At 64.3% G+C, this 19,275-nt stretch carries 17 protein-coding genes; 4 read left to right on the forward strand and 13 right to left on the reverse strand.

Annotated features, from left to right (window positions below; translation table 11 throughout):
- Positions 1 to 9: 9 nt before the first annotated feature.
- From U8330_RS09255 to U8330_RS09295, 9 genes are all read right to left on the reverse strand, one after another.
- Entirely contained in the window at positions 10 to 1,830 is a 1,821-nt protein-coding gene (locus tag U8330_RS09255; RefSeq protein ID WP_323104934.1) for a PAS domain S-box protein, read from the reverse strand.
- 115 nt (positions 1,831 to 1,945) lie between these two features.
- A complete protein-coding gene (gene sufA, locus U8330_RS09260; protein ID WP_323104936.1) occupies positions 1,946 to 2,341 on the reverse strand; it encodes a Fe-S cluster assembly scaffold SufA in 396 nt (131 codons plus the stop codon).
- A 77-nt stretch (positions 2,342 to 2,418) separates the two neighbouring features.
- Positions 2,419 to 2,823, reverse strand: coding sequence for an SUF system Fe-S cluster assembly protein (locus tag U8330_RS09265; protein ID WP_323104937.1), 405 nt, complete (start codon positions 2,821 to 2,823; stop codon positions 2,419 to 2,421).
- 12 nt (positions 2,824 to 2,835) lie between these two features.
- Entirely contained in the window at positions 2,836 to 4,077 is a 1,242-nt protein-coding gene (locus tag U8330_RS09270; RefSeq protein WP_323104938.1) for a cysteine desulfurase, read from the reverse strand.
- 71 nt (positions 4,078 to 4,148) lie between these two features.
- Entirely contained in the window at positions 4,149 to 5,423 is a 1,275-nt protein-coding gene (sufD, locus tag U8330_RS09275; protein ID WP_323104939.1) for a Fe-S cluster assembly protein SufD, read from the reverse strand.
- A 12-nt stretch (positions 5,424 to 5,435) separates the two neighbouring features.
- Positions 5,436 to 6,191 (reverse strand): Fe-S cluster assembly ATPase SufC, encoded by a 756-nt coding sequence (gene sufC, locus U8330_RS09280; protein WP_323104940.1) that lies wholly within the window; start codon positions 6,189 to 6,191, stop codon positions 5,436 to 5,438.
- 152 nt (positions 6,192 to 6,343) lie between these two features.
- Entirely contained in the window at positions 6,344 to 6,667 is a 324-nt protein-coding gene (locus U8330_RS09285) for a GIY-YIG nuclease family protein (protein ID WP_323104942.1), read from the reverse strand.
- Positions 6,668 to 7,323: 656 nt separating this feature from the next.
- A complete protein-coding gene (gene sufB, locus U8330_RS09290; RefSeq protein WP_323104943.1) occupies positions 7,324 to 8,793 on the reverse strand; it encodes a Fe-S cluster assembly protein SufB in 1,470 nt (489 codons plus the stop codon).
- A 138-nt stretch (positions 8,794 to 8,931) separates the two neighbouring features.
- Positions 8,932 to 10,098, reverse strand: a complete 1,167-nt coding sequence (locus U8330_RS09295) for a cysteine desulfurase family protein (protein WP_323104944.1) — start codon at positions 10,096 to 10,098, stop codon at positions 8,932 to 8,934.
- 249 nt (positions 10,099 to 10,347) lie between these two features.
- Between U8330_RS09295 and U8330_RS09300 the strand changes: the two genes are divergently transcribed.
- The 3 genes from U8330_RS09300 (at position 10,348) to U8330_RS09310 (ending at position 11,795) form a co-directional block, all read left to right on the forward strand.
- The gene (locus U8330_RS09300) at positions 10,348 to 11,025 is read left to right on the forward strand and encodes an alpha/beta hydrolase (protein ID WP_323104946.1); all 678 of its coding nucleotides are present in this window, start codon (positions 10,348 to 10,350) and stop codon (positions 11,023 to 11,025) included.
- Positions 11,026 to 11,230: 205 nt separating this feature from the next.
- On the forward strand, positions 11,231 to 11,479 hold the full coding sequence (locus tag U8330_RS09305; RefSeq protein ID WP_323104948.1) for a transcriptional regulator: 249 nt from the start codon (positions 11,231 to 11,233) through the stop codon (positions 11,477 to 11,479).
- Positions 11,451 to 11,795 carry a type II toxin-antitoxin system RelE/ParE family toxin gene (locus U8330_RS09310; RefSeq protein WP_323107240.1) on the forward strand — a complete coding sequence of 115 codons (345 nt, stop codon included), beginning with the start codon at positions 11,451 to 11,453 and terminating at the stop codon, positions 11,793 to 11,795. Before U8330_RS09305 ends, U8330_RS09310 begins: the two co-directional genes overlap by 29 nt.
- Here the strand turns inward: U8330_RS09310 and U8330_RS09315 are convergent.
- Complete coding sequence (locus tag U8330_RS09315) at positions 11,753 to 12,880, reverse strand: anhydro-N-acetylmuramic acid kinase (protein ID WP_323104950.1); 1,128 nt, start codon at positions 12,878 to 12,880, stop codon at positions 11,753 to 11,755. The genes U8330_RS09310 and U8330_RS09315 overlap by 43 nt on opposite strands.
- 116 nt (positions 12,881 to 12,996) lie before the next feature.
- Here U8330_RS09315 and tyrS point away from each other — a divergent pair, with 116 nt between their 5' ends.
- The gene (gene tyrS, locus U8330_RS09320; RefSeq protein ID WP_323104951.1) at positions 12,997 to 14,250 is read left to right on the forward strand and encodes a tyrosine--tRNA ligase; all 1,254 of its coding nucleotides are present in this window, start codon (positions 12,997 to 12,999) and stop codon (positions 14,248 to 14,250) included.
- Positions 14,251 to 14,319: 69 nt separating this feature from the next.
- On the opposite strand, the gene U8330_RS09325 is transcribed toward tyrS, so the two are convergent.
- The 3 genes from U8330_RS09325 to U8330_RS09335 form a co-directional block, all read right to left on the reverse strand.
- A complete protein-coding gene (locus tag U8330_RS09325; protein WP_323104953.1) occupies positions 14,320 to 15,252 on the reverse strand; it encodes an SRPBCC domain-containing protein in 933 nt (310 codons plus the stop codon).
- Complete coding sequence (locus U8330_RS09330; protein ID WP_323104955.1) at positions 15,239 to 15,589, reverse strand: metalloregulator ArsR/SmtB family transcription factor; 351 nt, start codon at positions 15,587 to 15,589, stop codon at positions 15,239 to 15,241. The genes U8330_RS09325 and U8330_RS09330 overlap by 14 nt, the downstream gene beginning before the upstream one ends.
- A 104-nt stretch (positions 15,590 to 15,693) precedes the next feature.
- Positions 15,694 to 19,089, reverse strand: a complete 3,396-nt coding sequence (locus U8330_RS09335) for a DUF3971 domain-containing protein (protein ID WP_323104957.1) — start codon at positions 19,087 to 19,089, stop codon at positions 15,694 to 15,696.
- Positions 19,090 to 19,275: the final 186 nt, after the last annotated feature.

Raw genomic sequence — 19,275 nt, forward strand, 5'->3', positions numbered from 1 at the left:
TGCGAGACGCTACAGCGCCGGCGGCAGGGTGACGAGGAAGCGGGCGCCGTTTTCGTAGGTCTTGTCGAGGGCAATCGTGCCTTCATGGCTGGTGGCGATGCGCCGCGCCAGTGCAAGGCCGATGCCGGTGCCAGGATAGACGGCCTCGTCGCGGTGCAGGCGCTGGAAGACGTCGAAGATCTTTTCCGCATGACGCGGATCGACGCCGATGCCGTTGTCCTCGAAGGTCAGAACCACTCTCCCGTCCCGCTCTTCCCCGAAGATGCGGATGACCGGCGCCTCGTCCTTGCGGCGATATTTGATGGCATTGCCGATCAGGTTCTGCACGAGGCGCTTGAGCAGTTCGGGATCGCCCCGCACGTCGGGAAGTGGACCGATGGTAATGCGCGCTGCGGTTTCCTCCACCAGGCTCTCCAGATCGTAGAGCACATCGTCCACCACCTTGCGCGCGGAGACGCGGTGCCAGGTGACGATCCGGTCGGCGATCTGCGCGTAATCGAGAAGGCTGTTGATCAGTTGCTCCATGCGCCGGGCGCTTTCACGCAGATGTTCGGCATAGAGGCCGATTTCGGAATAATCCTTGCTGGCCACATCCTCCGCCATCATCTGGGCGAACATCGACATGTGGCGGATCGGCGCCTTCAGGTCGTGCGAGACGGTGGCGGTGAACTGGCTGAGCGCGGCATTCTTGCGCTCGAGCTCGGCGCTCTGGTCGGCAATGCGCGCCTGCTGCGCCTTGATCTCCGTGATATCCCGGCCGACCGTGACATATTCCACCAGCCGGTTCTTTTCAAAGACGGCAATGTTGGACCACAGGATCCAGCGATGTGTGCCGTCGCTCAAGGTCCGGCGCTGCTCGCGCGGCGTCACGGGATGGTCGGCCGTCAGCGAACGCAGCGTCTCCTCGACGATTTCGCGATCGGCCTTCGGCACGAAGTCGAGCATCGGCTGGCCGATCAGCGCCTCCGGAGGCAGTCCGACGAAGGCGGCATAGCTGCGATTGACGAAGGTGAAGGTGAGGTCGGGCGAGGCACGGGTAATGAAATCCGGCATGTTTTCGACAAGCGCCGCATAGTCCAGCCGCTGGCGTTCCAGCGCCAGCTGCGTTTCCTGCAGATCGGTGACATCGACACGCAGCGCAACGATGTTTCCATCGCTGGCGCGGCTGTTCTGCACCCGCATCCAGCGGCCGCGGCCATAGCGAATGATCGAGGTCTCGCCGCTCGCCTCGCGGATCATCGTCGTCAGGCGCTCGACCCAATCGCGCGTGTCCTTCGAGCCGACGGCGCTCGGGGCGGAATCGACCGCGCCGATCGCCAGTTCGGCGACCTCATCCATGCTCATGCCCAGCGAAAGACGCTGGGCATTGCTGCCGTAAAGCGTCCGATAGGTCTTGTTGAAGAGGATCAGCCGCTCCTTGGCGTCGAAAATTGCGATGCCTTCGTGGATGGCGTCGAGCGCGGTCGCGAAAATTCGCCCGGCCTCGCGCTGCGCGGCCTGCAGGTTGGCGACATCGCTGATATCATGGATGAAGTCGATCCGCCGGAGCGGCGTCGCATCATGCGCTTCGACCACACGGCTCGCCGTACGGCCGGGGAAGAGGCTGTCGTTCTTGCGGCGGAACAGGGTGATCCCGTCCTCCGCTTCGATCGCGGCCGTCGCCAGCAGGATCTCGCGGCTTCGGCCGATCATCTCCTCCCGCGCATAGCCGAAGGCCGAGACGGCGGCGCTGTTGACGGAGAGGATGCTGTCTGCCTCGTCCAGGATGATCACCGGATCGGGCAGGCTGTCATAGATCGCCAGGAGAACATGCTTGTCGGCTGTCGGCATGAAAAGCGCCTGATGAAGCGTTGGGCAGGGCTTCTAATTTAACGCAGTACCGACAAAAGGGAACTCGGAGCTTCGCGATTGCGTACGTCAGAAACGGACGCGAGTGCCGAAAAGCTCACCCGGCTGTTCTCACAACCGCATCGCCACGGGCGGCCAGCGCCGCGAGATCCGCGGGCTTCAGTTCCACCGACTCGCCGCAGCCGCAGGCCGAGGTCTGGTTCGGATTGGTAAAGGTGAAACCGGCGCGCAGCGTCGTGACTTCATAATCCATCCGCGTGCCGAGCAGATAGAGCACCGCCTCCGGCGCGACCCAGACGCGGGCACCGCCGAGCTCGATCAGGTCGTCCTTGGCGTTCGGCTCGGTCACCATGTCGATGGCATATTCCATGCCGGCGCAGCCGCCCTTCTTGATCGACAGGCGAATGCCCTTGGCGTCGCCGCCGGCATTGTCCACGATCGCCTTCACCCGGTCTGCGGCTGCCTCGGTGAGGCTCATGACTGCAAAGCCCATCGGCTCGTCTCCCTGTCCCGCGCGGGGGTCAAGATCCCGCCGTTCCATGATTGATGTAAGCGCGCAACCTTGCGCGATCAATACCAGCCGATCGCCACCTGCGCCTCTTCCGACATGCGGTCCGGCGTCCATGGCGGATCGAAAGTCATGCTCACCTCGACGCCAGAGACGCCTTCCACCGCGCCGACGGCGTTCTCCACCCAGCCCGGCATTTCGCCTGCCACCGGGCAACCGGGCGCCGTGAGCGTCATGGCGATCTTCACCATCCGGTCGTCTTCGATGTCGATCTTGTAGATCAGCCCGAGTTCGAAGATATCGGCCGGGATTTCCGGGTCATAGACCGTCTTCAGCGCGGCAATGATATCGTCGGAGAGCCGGGCCAGTTCGTCTGCCGGAATGGCCGAATGGACGAGCCCTTCGCGCGCATCGCCGCTTGCTGCGGGGGCCGCGGTCTCGGTGGTCGTCGTCGTGTGCGCCGTCATCCTGGCACTCCTTCAAGCAAAGAATTTGCGCGCCTGTTCCAGCGCATCGACCAGAACATCCACTTCCGCACGCGTGTTGTAGAGCCCGAACGATGCCCGGCAGGTGGAGGTCACGCCGAACCGTTTCAAGAGCGGCATCGCGCAATGCGTTCCGGCCCGAACCGCCACGCCCGCGCGGTCGATCACCGTCGAGACATCATGGGCATGAATGCCCTGAAGTTCAAAGGAGAAGATGCCGCCCTTGCCCGGCGCATTGCCGATGATCCGCAGCGAATTGACGCCCGACAGCCGCTCCGCGGCATAGGCTGCCAGATCCGCTTCATGCGCGGCGATGCGGGCGCGGCCGATGCCGTCCATGTAGTCGAGCGCCGCGCCAAGCCCGATCGCCTGAACGATCGGCGGCGTGCCGGCTTCGAAGCGGTGCGGCGGCTCGTTATAGGTCACCAGGTCCTCGGTCACCTCGACGATCATTTCGCCGCCGCCCATGAAGGGGCGCATCGCGGCAAGCCGCTCCTTCTTGCCGTAGAGCACGCCGATGCCCGACGGGCCATAAAGCTTGTGGCCGGTCATGACATACCAGTCGCAGTCGATATCCTGCACGTCCACCGGCATGTGGACGGCACCCTGGCTGCCATCGACCAGAACCGGAATGCCGCGCTCATGCGCGATCCGGCAGATCTCCTTGACGTCCACCACCGTGCCGAGCGCGTTCGACATATGGGTGATCGCCACGAGCTTGGTCTTCGGCGTCAGGCATTTCACGAAATCGTCGATATGGAAGACGCCCTCATCGTCGACCGGCGCCCAGACAAGCTTGGCCCCCTGCCGCTCGCGGATGAAGTGCCAGGGCACGATGTTGGAGTGGTGCTCCATGATCGACAGGACGATCTCGTCATCGGCTTCGAGTTCCGGCATGCCGTAACCATAGGCGACCGTGTTGATCGCTTCGGTCGAGGATTTGGTGAAGACGATCTCGTCCACCGAGCCTGCATTGAGAAACCGACGCACCGTTTCGCGTGCCGCCTCGAACGCGTCTGTGGCGGCATTGGACAGGAAGTGCAGGCCGCGATGCACATTGGCATAGTCGTTGGCATAGGCCTTCGAGACAGCGTCGATCACCGCCTGCGGTTTCTGCGCCGAGGCGCCGTTGTCGAGATAGACGAGCGGCTTGCCGTATACGGTCTTCGACAGGATCGGGAAATCCCGCCGAATGCGTTCGACATCATAAGCCGGCGAAGAAACCGTCTGGTCCATGACCTGTCCTTTCCCTTTTCAGGGTCTCATGCCATTTCAAGCTTAAGGGGCCAAGCTTCAGAGGCCAAGCTTCAGGCGTGGCGCGCCAGCCAGGCCTCGATGATGAGTTCCAGCGGCTCGATCAGCGCCTCGTCTTCCAGCTCCTCGACGATCTCGTCGACAAACGCGTTGACGAGCATGGCGCGGGCACGGCTTTCGGGAATGCCGCGGGCGTTGAGGTAGTAGAGATGCGTCGGGTTAAGGTCGATAACCGTTGCCCCATGGCCGCACTGCACGTCGTCGGCGAAGATTTCCAGCTCCGGCTTGGCGGCAAAATCCGCGTCATCGGAGAGCAGCAGCGTGTTGCAGGCCATTTTCGCGTCGGTCTTCTGCGCATCCTGCGCCACGCGGATCTGCCCCTGGAAGACGCCGCGCGCCCGGTCGAACAGCACGTTGCGGATGATCTCCGTGGACGTGGTGTTCGGCACGTCGTGGCCGAGCGTGAAGGTCATGTCCGTATGGGTTTCGCCGCCCATCAGATTGATGCCGCGCAGCTTGAAGTCCGAGCCTTCGCCGGTCACGACGCCGTGGATTTCCTGGCGCACCAGCTTGCCGCCGGCATTGATGACGAAGATGCGCAGCTGCGCCTCGGCGCCGAGCTCGAACTGGATCTGGCCGAGATGCGTATCGGCGGCGCCCTGTTCCTGCAGCAGGATCCAGGTAACATCGGCCCCGTCCTCGACGATCAGATCGGTCACGCTCGACACGAAGCTTTGCGCCTCGCCGGTCGACAGGTGCCGCTCGATCACCACCGCCTTGGACCGCGGTCCGAAGGTGACGGGAAAGCGGCTGTGGCTCTGGCCTCCGCTCTGCAGGATCTGCAGTTCGAGCGGCTGGGCAAGCGCGGTCTCAGCGGCGATTTCGATCTCCAACCCGTCGCGCACGAAGGTGCCGTTGATGCGGCCGATCGCATCCTCGGGGCCGAGTTCGGCGAGGTCGCCCGCCGCGTCGCCTTCAACGAGGCTCTCCGCATAGCGCTTGACGCGCACGCCCTCGGGCGCGCCGGCGGCATCCGCCTGGCCGTTGATGACGGTGAGCACCGCCGCGCCGACCACGAGCGGCGCCACCGGCTCTCCATGGCGCTCGAGCTCCACCGGCGGGACGTTTCGCAGCAGGGCGCGCAGGTCCGTATAATGCCAGCTTTCGAGCCGCCGCGTCGGCAGACCGGCCTGGCGCAGATCGGACAGCAGCCGATCGCGCGCCGAAAGCACGGCGCCATCGCCCGGCAGATCGCCGATCATCGCGCCATAGGCCTCGACCAGCGCCGTTTCGGCCGCCGTCATGGTGATGGGGTTCTGAATGGTCATGAGATGCTCCGCTCAGGCCGCCGTGCCGATGATGTCGGCATAGCCATTGGCCTCGAGGTCCAACGCCAGCGACTTGTCGCCGGTCTTGATGACCTGACCCTTGTAGAGGACATGCACGGTGTCCGGCACGATGTAATCGAGCAGGCGCTGGTAGTGGGTGATGACGATCACGGCGCGATCGGGCGACCGCAGCGCGTTGACACCGTCGGCGACGATCTTGAGCGCGTCGATATCGAGGCCGGAATCGGTCTCGTCGAGCACGCAGAGCTTCGGCTCGAGCAGCGCCATCTGCAGGATTTCGGCCCGCTTCTTCTCGCCGCCGGAGAAACCGACATTGAGCGGACGCTTCAGCATGTCCGGGTTGATCTTGAGCTCGGCGGCGGCCTCCTTGACGCGACGCATGAAGTCCGGCGTCTTCAACTCCTCCTCGCCGCGATACTTGCGCTGCTCGTTCATCGCCACCTTCAGGAACTGCATGGTGGCCACGCCCGGAATTTCGACCGGATATTGGAAGGCGAGGAAAATGCCCTTGGCCGCCCGCTCGGCTGCGTCCAGCTCGAGAATGCTTTCGCCGTTGTAGAGGATATCGCCTTCGGTAACCTCGTAGTCCTCGCGGCCCGAGAGGATATAGGACAGCGTCGACTTGCCCGACCCGTTCGGCCCCATGATCGCCGCGACTTCCCCCGCCTTCACCGTCAGGTTCAGGCCGCGAATGATCTCGGTCCCGTCTTCGGCGATCCGGGCATGAAGGTTTCTGATTTCAAGCATGGTGGTTTTCCTGTTCAATGCGTCACCGGCCGGGCCGGATCGCTCCTATGTCCTTAGGCGACGATGCGCATTCGCGCCATGGCCGCTATTCAAAGTTTGTTCCCGCATCGCTCCCCGCCGAACGAAGACCGGTACGATCAACAAGTCGTCTCTCACTCATAGTCGTCCCATTTTGGAGACCCAGGCGGAGGACGAAACGGGTTGTCCAAGTCATAAATCTCTTCTGAGAGGTCGCTCCACGTCGGGTTGAACCCTTCGATCAACTCCATCTTCCACTCCCGAAGGTAGCGCTTCAGCGACTTCTCCCGTCGGATCGCCAGCACGATGTTCGGGTGACGCTCGAACCAGACGAGGTTCCTCACGTGATACCTCGATGTAAAACCCGGTCTGGCGTGCGTCTTGTGTTCGATAATGCGCTGAACAAGATCGGACGTGACGCCGGTATAGATGACGCCGCGTGGCCTGTCGCTCATCATGTAAACGAAGCCCGTCAGCCTTAGTCTTCATCCTTTTCCGTCATCCTCGGGCCTGTCCCGAGGATCTAACCACGACTCCGCGGGCGCCGAGTTCTCCGCTTGGCTCAGCAGATCCTCGGGACGAGCCCGAGGATGACGCCGGGCGGGTAGCTCAGCCACTGAACCTTTCACAACGCCGCAATCGACTTCTGCGATGCTGACACTGGAGCGATGGACTTTTCCGAGTGACGGAAAGCCCTGTCCACCGCGGCATCAACCTTTTTTCCGTCTTCCTCGGGTCCTTCGTCATCCTCGGGCTTGTCCCGAGGATCTAACTAAGCCTCCACGAGCGCCGAGTTCTCCGCTTGGCTCAGCAGATCCTCGGGACAAGCCCGAGGATGACGCCGGGCGGGTCGATCGGCCACCGAACCTTTCATGACGTCGCGATCGACTTCTGCAATGCTGACACCGGGGCGATGGACTTTTCCGAGTGAGAACGAGCCGTGTTCACCACGGCATCTACCTTTCTCCGTCGTACTTAGGCCTTCGGTCATACTGAGGCACTTCGTCATCCTCGGGCTTGACCCGAGGATCGAACCACGCCCCCGCGAGTGCCGAGTTCTCCGCTTGGCTCAGCAGATCCTCAGGACAAGCCCGAGGATGACGCCAGACGAGCATCAGCCGACGCTTCCCTCGAGCGAAATCCCGATCAGCTTCTGCGCTTCGACCGCAAACTCCATCGGAAGCTCCTGGATGACCTCCTTGACGAAGCCGTTGACGATCAGCGCGATCGCCGCTTCTTCCGGAATGCCGCGCTGCAGGCAGTAGAACAGCTGGTCTTCCGAGATCTTCGACGTGGTCGCCTCGTGCTCGAACTGGGCAGTCGAGTTCTTCGCTTCGATATAAGGAACCGTATGGGCGCCGCAGCGGTCGCCGATCAGCAGCGAGTCGCACTGAGTGAAGTTGCGCGCATTCGTCGCCCTGCGGTGCGCCGAGACCTGTCCGCGATAGGTGTTCTGCGAAACGCCGGCGGCGATGCCCTTGGAGATGATCCGGCTCGACGTGTTCTTGCCGAGATGGATCATCTTCGTGCCGCTGTCGATCTGCTGGTGGCCGTTCGACACCGCGATCGAATAGAACTCGCCGCGCAACTCGTCGCCGCGCAGGATGCAGGACGGGTACTTCCAGGTGATCGCCGAACCGGTTTCCACCTGCGTCCAGGAGATCTTGGAACGCGCACCGCGGCAATCGCCGCGCTTGGTGACGAAGTTGTAGATGCCGCCCTTGCCGTCCTTGTCGCCCGGATACCAGTTCTGGACGGTCGAATATTTGATCTCGGCGTCATCGAGCGCCACGAGCTCGACCACCGCCGCATGCAGCTGGTTCTCGTCGCGCTGCGGCGCGGTGCAGCCTTCCAGATAGGAGACATACGCGCCCTCTTCCGCGATGATCAGGGTGCGCTCGAACTGGCCGGTGCCCTTCTCATTGATGCGGAAATAGGTGGAGAGCTCCATCGGGCAACGCACACCCTTCGGCACGAAGACGAAGGAGCCATCGGTGAAGACGGCCGAGTTCAGCGTCGCATAATAATTGTCGGTCGTCGGCACGACGGTGCCAAGATATTTGCGCACCAGATCCGGATGCTCGCGAATGGCTTCGGAGATCGACATGAAGATCACGCCCGCCTTCTTCAGCTCCTCCTTGAAGGTCGTGACCACGGAGACCGAATCGAACACGGCGTCGACGGCGATCTTCGACGTCTGGACGCCGGCGAGGATCTCCTGCTCGCGCAGCGGAATGCCGAGCTTTTCGTAGATTTTCAGGATCTCCGGATCGACCTCGTCGATCGACTTCGGGCCACTCTGGCTCTTCGGTGCGGCGTAGTAGGAGATCGCGTTGAAGTCGATCTTCGGATAGTCGACGCGCGCCCAGTTCGGCTCTTCGAGCGTCAGCCAGCGGCGATAGGCCTCCAGACGCCATTCGAGCATCCAGTCGGGCTCGTCCTTCTTGGCGGAGATCAGCCGGATGATTTCCTCGGACAGGCCGTTCGGGGCCTTGTCCATGTCGATCAACGATTCGAACCCGTATTTGTACTGGTCGACATCGATCTGGCGGACCTGATCGATCGTTTCCTGCACAGCAGCCATAGCATTCTCCCGTCTCGCCGGAGGTCAAGGCTCCGGCCATTTCGTTCGGCACAGGTGGGTGTGCCCCTTATCTAAGAATAGCCTGGGGCAATTGCACCCCACAGGCCCGGCGAAAACCCATCTTTTCGCCCATCAATCTCAAGCGGCAGCGCCTGCCGGCCGTCGCCGCGCGGCGATCTTGCCGAAGACCTCCAGCACGCGCCCGATCTCCGCCGCGCTGGTGGTTTCGCCGATCGAGATCCGCAGCCCGCCCTCTCCTTCATCGCGCCCCATCGCCGACAGGACATGGCTCCTGCCGACCTTGCCCGAGGCACAGGCCGATCCCGCCGAAAGCGCGATGCCTTCGAGATCGAAGGCGATGTGCCCGGTTTCGGCCTTCAGGCCCGGCAGGCTGAAGAAGCTCGTATTGGCAATACGCGCAACCCCCGCCGCATGGATCTCCACATCCGGCGCCAAAGTCCGCATGCCGGTCTCGAGCGTCGCGCGGAGCGCAGCGACGCGTGCCATCCGGCCGTCGATTTCGCCTGCCGCATGGCGCGCCGCCGCGCCGAATCCGGCGATCGCCATCGGGTTTTCCGTGCCCGAACGGTGGCCCCGCTCCTGCCCGCCTCCGCGGATCAGCGGCGCCGGCATCAAGACCTCGCCCGCCGCAACAAGAGCGCCAGCGCCCTTCGGCCCGCCGATCTTGTGGGAGGAGAGAATCAGGAAATCGGCGCCGAGGCTTGGCAGATCGAGCGGAACGCGCCCGGCCGCCTGCACCGCGTCGACCACCAGCAGGCCATGAGCGGCCTTCACACGCGCCGCGATCGCCGCGATGGGCTGAAGAACGCCGGTCTCGTTGTTGGCCAGCATGACCGCCACCATGGGCAGGCCGGATGCGCGATCGTGGCTCGACAGCGCGGCGTCGAGTGCAGCCAAGTCCAGCACGCCATCGCCATCGACCGGAAGGCTGACGACATTCTCCGGCACAAACCGGCCGCCTTCCCGCACGGCGGGATGCTCGATGGCCGAAACATAGAGCCGGCCGATGCGAAGCGGCGTGCGCCCCATGCGAAACTGCGGGGTGAGGACCAGATTGGCGGCCTCGGTGGCCCCGCTGGTCAGGATCACCGCACCGGGCGCGGCGCCGCAAAGGGCGGCAATATCGCGCCGCGCGGCCTCGATCGCGGCGCGCAGAGCGCGACCTTCGAAATGGACCGACGAGGCGTTGCCGGTTCGGTCGAGCATCTCCAGCATGGCCGTGCGCGCCTCGGGAAGAAGCGGCGCGGTCGCATTCCAGTCCATATAGATGCGCGGAGCTGCCATCTGTCCTGCCATTGGTGCCCGGGAGGGGCTGCGAGCGAAAAGGCAGTCGGCCGCCGGTCAATCCGGACGCTGCTGCCGCATTTTCCTTGAATGTCTTGCGTGGCTTGCCGTAAGAGACGACACCCGCACGCTCATCGTGTCCAAGTTTTGAATGGTTCTAAACTGGTTCTAGAAAAGCTGAGTGCTTTCGTCAAGACTGCTCGGCCCCAATTGCCGGTTTCAAAACCATCGCATCATGCCGGAGAATCCATGCCCGAAGTCATTTTCAACGGACCCGCAGGCCGTCTGGAAGGACGCTATCAGCCCTCCAAGCAGAAGAACGCCCCGATCGCCATCGTGCTGCATCCGCATCCGCAATTCGGCGGCACGATGAACAATCAGATCGTCTACCAGCTGTTCTATATGTTTCAGAAGCGCGGTTTCACCACGCTGCGTTTCAACTTCCGCTCCATCGGCCGCAGCCAGGGCGAATTCGATCATGGCGCCGGTGAATTGTCGGATGCCGCCTCGGCGCTCGACTGGGTGCAGAGCATGCACCCAGATTCGAAAAGCTGCTGGGTGGCCGGCTATTCCTTCGGAGCCTGGATCGGCATGCAGCTGCTGATGCGCCGGCCGGAGATCGAAGGCTTCATCTCGATCGCCCCGCAGCCGAACACCTATGATTTTTCCTTCCTCGCCCCCTGCCCCTCCTCGGGCCTGATCATCAACGGCGAGATGGACAAGGTGGCGCCGGAAAAGGACGTCAACAACCTTGTCGAGAAGCTGAAGACGCAGAAGGGCATCCTGATCACGCACCGAACCGTGCCGGGCGCCAACCACTTCTTCAACGGCCAGACGGAGACCCTGATGGCCGAATGCGAAGACTATCTGGACCGCCGCCTGGCCGGCGACCTTGTGCCTGAGCCCGCGGCCAAGCGGATTCGGTAGGGGTTGCGGGTCGTCATCGACGGCTTGACAACTGTTGGTGCCGGAAGGCTCAGGGCGTTCGGTGTTCAAGAGACAGCCCTGATCGGCCAAGCATCGAGGACGATCAATCCATCGTCGGAGCTCGTGGGGGGCTTGACGCATTGCCAATTCCTGCGAGCACGCGCATCATCAGGAGCGGATCAGCGTCAAGGCGAAGGGACAGCCAATGCCGCAGCATGTGATCGAACTGCCCGAGTCGCTCGACAGGGTCATGAACCAGCGCATGGCGGAAGAGGGCTACGCCTCGCCTGCTGCTTATCTTGCCGATCTCGTGGCCCGCGACCAGCGCATCGAGCCGGCCGATGATGCGGCTCTGGGTCAGATGCTCGACGCTGCGGCCAGAAGCGGCGTGAGCGATCGTTCTCTGGAGCAGATCTTCCAGCTTGGTGAGCAGCGCGCAAAGCGCCGTGGTTGAACTCCGCTTCACGCGCGATGCCGAAGCCGACCTTCTTGCTGTTCAGCTTTATACGCGGGAAAGCTTCGGTGCGTCAGTCTGGTCCCGTTATCGTGCGGCGCTGACGACAGCGTTCCGGTCGCTGCAAGACAACCCCTACCTCGGTGCCGACCGTTCCAGCGTAAGAGCCGGTACGCGCCGGCTGCTTTGCCGCCAACACGTGATCTATTATGAGGTCTTGCCAACCTCGATCCTCGTGTTGCGCGTGCTCGGCGTCCGGCAGGACCCAAGCGCTCACCTTCCCCTCGCCACCACCCCGCCCGACACCGGCTCCTGAACCCCCGTCGTCCCCGGAAACGTCAACGGCTTTCCGTCGAGGGCGCGGATGGCGAGGTAGGCCCAGGCTTCGGCCTCCATGGCCCCGCCGTCGAAACCCTGAGCTTCCGCCGCGATGACCCGAGCCCCGTCCCGCACTGCTGCGAGCGACGCGAATTCGGTCATGATGATCGGGTTCAGCCGCCCGCCGCCGCAGACGAGATAGGTCTTTGGCCGCGCCGGCAGATGCTCGGCCGAACGCAGGATGGCGGCGCCGGTCAGCCAGGCGAGCGTGCGCGCCCCGTCATCCAGAGACACCGCGCCTTTTGGCGGCGGCAGGAAATCGCCGCGGTCGAGGGAGCGGCGCGTGTTGGCGCTGAAGAAGGGAGCGCCGAGGTAGTGCTCGGCGAGCGACGGCACCAGCGAGCCGGAAGCGGCGATCGCCCCGCCCTCATCGAATCTGCCTTGCCCGTGTGCCTCCACCCACTGATCGATCAGCATGTTTCCCGGCCCCGAATCGAAAGCCGTCAACGTGCCGTCCTCGGCGATGAAGGTGAGGTTCGAGATTCCGCCGATATTGACGAAGACGACGGGCCGCGGAAGCGCCGGATCGAGCCCGGCGGCCAGGGCACGGTGATAGACCGGAATGAGCGGCGCCCCCTGCCCGCCGTGGCGCATATCCTCGGCGCGCATGTCGTAGACGACGTCGATGCCGGTTTCCGCCGCCAGCAGCGGCCCGTCGCCCAGCTGCACCGTCAGCGCCGTCTCGGGCCGGTGCAGCACCGTCTGCCCATGGAAGCCGATCACGTCGATATCGGCCGGTGACAATCCTGCTTCCGCCAGAAGATCATGAACCGCCACCGCATGCAGCAGCGTCAGGTCGCGTTCGAGCCGGTGAAGCAGGCCAGGGCGGTCCTCCCGGCGCCTCATCGCTTTCGCTTGCACCAGCCCCGCCTTCAGGCGGTCCCGGAAGCTCTCCGGATAGGGAATCGACAGGCTCGCACCGCGCGCCACCTGGTCCTCGCCGTCGCTGCGCAGGATGGCGAGATCGATGCCGTCCATGCTCGTGCCGCTCATCAGGCCGATCGCCGTGCGTATCCTGCTCATCCCGCCTCCTTCGAATCTGTGCCGTCCCGCGTCCATTGATGACCGAGACGGATGCACAGCGCAAAAAACAATGCTACAGGCGCCGGCAAAAGACGGGTTGAAGAAAGAGTGAGGCCATGTCCAGGTTCAAGTCCGATTTCCTTCGCACGCTCGACGAGCGCGGCTTCATCCACCAGGTCTCCGACGAGGCCGGACTGGACCAGCTGTTCCAGAAGGAAATGGTGACGGCCTATATCGGCTATGATCCGACCGCCTCGAGCCTGCATGTCGGCCACCTGACCCAGGTGATGATGCTGCGCTGGCTGCAGGAGACCGGGCACCGGCCGATCTCGCTGATGGGCGGCGGCACCGGCATGGTGGGCGACCCCTCCTTCAAGGAGGAAGCGCGCAAGCTGATGACGATCGAGACGATCGAGGAGAACATCGCCTCGCTCAAGCGCATCTTTGCGAACTATCTCGACTATGACCGCCCCGGCAACGGCGCGATGATGATCAACAATGCCGACTGGCTGCGCCCGCTCAACTATCTCGAATTCCTGCGCGATGTCGGCCGGCATTTCTCGGTCAACCGCATGCTGGCCTTCGACAGCGTCAAGACGCGGCTCGATCGCGAACAGTCGCTCTCCTTCCTCGAATTCAACTACATGATCCTGCAGGCCTATGATTTCGTGGAGCTCTCCAAGCGCCATGACTGCCGCCTGCAGATGGGCGGCTCGGACCAGTGGGGCAACATCATCAACGGCATCGATCTCGGCCACCGCATGGGCACGCCGCAGCTCTACGCGCTGACCTCGCCGCTGCTCACCACCTCCTCGGGCGCGAAGATGGGCAAGTCGGCCTCGGGTGCCGTCTGGCTGAATGCCGAGCTGCTGCCGGTCTATGATTTCTGGCAGTACTGGCGAAACACCGAGGATGCCGATGTCGAGCGCTTCCTCAAGCTCTTCACGCTAATGCCCATGGACGAGATCGCCCGGCTGGCGGCCCTTGGCGGTGCGGAGATCAACGAGGCGAAGAAGACGCTGGCGACCGAGGTGACTGCCGTTCTGCATGGCCGGGCCGCAGCCGAAACCGCTGCCGAGACGGCGCGCAAGACCTTCGAGGAAGGCGCGCTGGCCGCCGACCTGCCCTCGATCGCCATTCCTGCCGCCGAGCTGGAGGCCGGCATCGGCCTTCTCAGCCTCATCGTCCGCGCCGGCCTTGCCGCCTCGAACGGGGAAGCCCGCCGTCATGTTCAGGGCGGCGCGGTGCGCATCAACGATACACCGATCGGCGACGAGCGCGCCCTGATCGGCAGTGGCGAGGTGACGAGCGATCAGGTGATCAAACTCTCGCTCGGCAAGAAGAAGCACATCCTCGTTCGCCCGAGCTAAGCACGGTCCGTTTTCTGCAGCGACCGGCATGCACGCCGGTTGCAGCCGGCACAGGGCGGGTCGCAGGTCTCAGGGCTGCAAGAGCGCGCGCTCGAGCTTGCCCAACGTCTGATGCCCAAGCGCCGGCGCTCCGAACCCCTCGGCCGTCTGAAACTCCGCGACCGAACTGAACACCATGCCGAGGCGCACCAGCGTTCCGCCCTCTGTCGGTTCGAACGAGGCCCAGGCGTCGGCATGTTTTGGCCCGTTCTCGCCCCACAGAAGGCTGTAGGCGAAGCGCTCGTGGGGGATGATCTCGTGATACAGGTGGTGGTTCGGAAAGACCGTACCGTCCGGCCCGATCATATCGAACACCCATTCGCCGCCGGGGCGCAGATCGATCCGCGTCGTGCGGCAGGTGAAACCGTCCGGGCCCCACCATGTCGGCAGCCTTGTCTCGTTCATCCAGGCACTCCATACCCGCTCGCGTGAGGCGGGAATCACTCGCTCGATCAGCATGGTGCGTGCGGCCACATCGACCAGAGCATCGAGACCGGCGGCAAGGCGCGATGCCGCACCCTCATCCGTCTCGCCGCATGCCGCCGAGCGCTGCACGGTGAGCCGCACGCGGCTCGTTGTCTGGTCGGACGAGAAGGTTGCGGTGATCAGCGAGGCGGAGAGAAAGCGGCCGCCAACGGTTTCCGTCGCCGCGCTGACGCTGAAGCTCGCGGGCCGTAGAGAGAGCCAAGTGTGCGTGCAGCGCAGCTCTTCCTCTCCCTCCGGCTGGCGAACGGCGTTCCGCGGTCCGCCGACATCGCGCTCATCGAGGACCGTCGCCTCACCCGTCAATACTGCCCACAGGCGACGGGCGGCCGGTGCGGTCCAGGCCTGCCAGAGCGTTTCGAGCGAGGCACTGCTCAGCCGCTCGTCATGCAGGGTGGAGGTGTGGAACGACCCGCTTCCCCCTGACTCTTCTCCCACCGCCCATGCCTCGCGCGGTGATGCTCGCTCACTCTCGCTCATCGTCCTCATCCTTCATCATGGACATTACGGTCGCTTCCAGCCTGTCGAGCCTGGCATCCCAGACAGCGCGCTGGTCATCGAGCCAGCTGCGGACCGGGGTCAGCGCTTCCGGCCTGACGGCACATGTGCGGATGCGCCCATCCTTTGCACTGGTGATCAGGCCCGCCTCCTCCAGCACATCGAGGTGACGCATGACCGTGGGCAGGCTGAACCCGGTCGGTCCGGCAAGATCGCTCACGCTTGCCGGACCCAGCATCAACCGCGTCAGGATCGACCGGCGTGTCGGGTCCGCCAAGGCACGGAAGATCAGCGAGAGATCGGGGTGATGCTGGCTCATGATGCGGACTATCGATCCGCCGCCAACAAGAGGCAAGAAAAAACTTTGCCAGTCAGCTAAGTATCGATCAATGTGCCGCGACCGCCCCGTTTCGCCCGCTCGCCTCATTGGAATTCAAAGATGTTGCGGAAGACGCCGGGGGCAATGATCGAGAGCGGGTTGATGACGAGGTTCGGCTTGGCGAAGGAGCCGGTGACCTTGAAGGTGATGCCGAGCAGCCCGCGATCGCGCCCATTGCCGAGCAGCGTCCCGATCAGCGGCAATTCACCGAACAGCCGGTTCAGCCCGTAGGCCGGCATGAAGGTGCCGGTCATGTTGATCTGGCCATCGGGATCGCGCACGATGCCCTGGAAGGTGGCGCCGACATCGGTTCCGCGCACCACGCCATTGGCGACCTCGATCCGTCCGCCATCAAGCGCCAGATTTGCGAAGCCGCGCTCGAAGCGCGCCGTACTGACATCGATGTTCTTTTTCACGGCCTGGTTCAGGCTGCGCCCGTCGGCACTGGGGGCCGACACCATCGACTGCAGCCGGGCCTCATCGACGAGCGAGAATTTCCGCAGGTCCAGCGTACCGCGCCACGAGCCCGCGCCACGGTCGCGCAGCTTCAGGTTCAGGAGCCCGCCGCGCATGTTGCCATAGATGTCGGCGAAGCGGGCGAGCGCCCCGGCATCTCCGCTCGTCAGCTGCAGGATCGAATCGGGACCCGACGGGACGAGCTTCGCCACCACTGCCTGTCCGCTCTCGGTCACGGCCGAGACATTGACCGCCTCGATCTGCTTGCCACGCGCCGTGTAGCGGAGGTCGAATCCGGTCAAGGCCTCGGAGTGGAAGCCTTGCACGCGCGCGAGCTTTGCCTCGACGGCGATCCGCTTCGGCGTCTCCGTTCCGCCGCTGCCGCCGGCAGGCGCCTTGATGCTGTCGATCACCGGGCGCAGATCGGCCGCGCTGCCGTTGACCGAGACGCTGTAGCCCGCTTTCTGCCGCTTGACGGAAACGGCATAGTCATCGCCGGCAGCGAGCTTGACGGAGGTAAAGTCGGCGCTGGCAAGGCCCGCCTTGTCCAACGTCAACCCGCCGCTCGCACCGAAATTGTCGCCGGAGAGCTTCAAGTCGCTGAGGCTAGTCACCCCATCCCGTGCCTGGGCGGTGACGGTGAGCAGGGCCGGAATGCCGCGCCCCTTGCTCCAGCCGATCCAGGGGAGAGAGACTGTCGCCTCCTGCAGATCGGCCTTGACGACCTGCCGGTCCTCGGTGCCGAGCGTGAGGTCGAGACCGATCGGACCGGACACGATGCCGTCGAGGCCGGGTGCGAACTTCGCCACCGCGTCGCCTGGGATCGTGCCGGTGATGACGCGCTTGCGCTCGGCCGGGCTGTCGGCGCCGACAGGCTCGACGAGATCGACCGTCATCGGCACGCCTTCGATCGCTGCCTTGGCGTCGAGCACGGCCTTCTGCGGATCGACGCGCAGGGTGCCGTCCACTGCGGAGATCGACCGGCCGGCGATCGGCGTTTTCAGGGTCACGCCGTTCAGCAGCATCTCCGCCTGCCATTGCGGCGCGGGCGGAGACTGGTCCTTGATCAATCCGAACCGCGCGCCGACATTGGCGGTCATCGGCCCGGCGAAGTCCTCAGCCTTGAAGGGTGTCTTCTGCAGCGCCTGGAGCGGCCGGTAGCTGATCAGCTCGGCAATGGCATCCGCCTCGCCCGCCACCTGGATCTTCATCTCCGCCATTAGTGGGTTGGCGGAGGTGACGGGGATGGCGAAGGTCCCGCTGTTCACGGCGACCTGCCGGCCCGAAGGGAAGAAGGCGGTTCCGCCCTTGATCGCGACATCCATCGCCTGGCCGCGCAGCGAGAAATGGCCGGCCGCGTCGCGCAGCGGCGGGATATCGCCGGCAATATTGACCCGGGCGTCGGCAATGTCGAAGCCGATCGTCAGCTCTTCTTCGTTGAGATCCACCGGTCCCGGCGTGGCGGCAAGCCGCCCCTGCCCGATCGAAACGCCGATCTTGGCATTGGTTACCGTCCCGCCGACGATATTGTTGATGACCCAGGCGCGGCCCTTGCGGCCGACCCACCAGGGCCAGAGCTGCTTGACGGCCGAGGTCTCGACCGCGTCGGTGACGGCAGCAAAATTGATTTGCGGCGAGGTCTCGCCGAACTGGATCGCCAGCGATCCCGCAAGCCCGCCGAGCGGGCTGTCGACGCCGAGTTCCTGGAAGACGAGCCGGTGCGCCTCGGACAGGAACTGCCCCTTGATACGGGCCTTGAAGGGAAGCGGCGGATCGGACACATCGATCGGCGAGGCCACTGCCTTGTCGAAATCGAGCGCAAGACCAAAACCCTTCTCGGCGCCCGCGGATGCGGCGTCGAGGTCGTTGATGGTGCCGCTGAAGGGGAAGACCGACCGGGCGACAGTCACGGTCGATCCAACGACGTCGATGTCGCCGCGGGCGAAATCATAGACGATGTTGATCGCCGAGGGCTTGACCTCGGAGGTCATGCCGGCGGCGGCAAAGGTGCCCTCGTCGATCTGCGCCGTCATCTTCAGCTCCGGATCGACCCCTTCGCCGGCGCGCGCCAGCGAGACCGACACGGTGGCGGTCGTATCGAGACCGAAGGCCGGCTCGTTGGCCGTTGCGGAGCGCAGGAGAAGGGCAGCGGTCGGCAGGCCGCTCGCGAAGCCGCCGAGCCGGACGATCTTGCCATTGACCGGGGCTGCCGTCAGATGCAGCTCCGCCCCCCGGCCATCGACGGCGAAGGCGCCATCGATCCGCATCGCGCCTTCCGCGGTCCGGCGGAAGTCGAGCGCGTGGATATCGAGATTGACGACGCGGTTTCTAGGGCCGGACAGGGGAACGGAGACATCGGCAATCCGTACGAGTTCGGTGCCGCTGCGGGCGATCAGCGCCGCAATCGCGTCGATCTGCTCGAAGATGCCGTCGACGCCAGGTCCTAAGTTGCGGATCTGCAGGGCGGTCAGGTCCAGCGGCTTGCCGCGCGGCATGAGGGCGGAGGCCAGCGTCGCGCCTTCCGCCTCGATGCGCGAGACCGCAAGCCGGCCGGACAGCAGGCCGAGCAGGTCGAGTTCGATGAACACCGAATCGGTCGTCAGGAGTTGCGCCTGGTCCTGGCTGCGCTTCAGCGTCACGTCGTTCGCCTTCAGGGCCAGCGCGCCGGAGCTCGTCAACCGCACCACGGTGCGCCCCACATCGGCGTGATACCCCTCGCCAAGCGCCGCGTTCAGGGCGGTTTCCGCGCGTTCGTTCAGCGCACGGTCAAGCATGCCGCTCTCGACGGACACCACCACGCCGGCCACCAGCATCAGCACGAGTGCCACCAGCCAGACCGCTCCTGTCGCGCAGCGTCGCGTCAGGCTGCGTGGGTTGGGCGAGTGCACGATGCAGGGATCATGCGCCTGCGCCGACGGCAAGGCATGCAGAGCCACGATGTCCTGCTTGCGGAACCGGACTTTTTCGCCGCGGATCTCGCTCATCGGCAAGGCCTTCGGGGATCAATGGAATGGACCGGAGTGAACGGAGGATACTGCAGGGTCGTCGTTCCATTTTTTGGCGGAGCAGGCCCGCGGCTCAAGCGATCGTGCCGGATCGATCCTGCCCGAGCCTTGCAGGCGCGGGCGTTGCGAACGATCCCGTCAACGGGGAGACGGCCATACGGGACG

This window comes from Rhizobium sp. CC-YZS058 (assembly GCF_034720595.1).
Lineage (GTDB): Bacteria > Pseudomonadota > Alphaproteobacteria > Rhizobiales > Rhizobiaceae > Ferranicluibacter.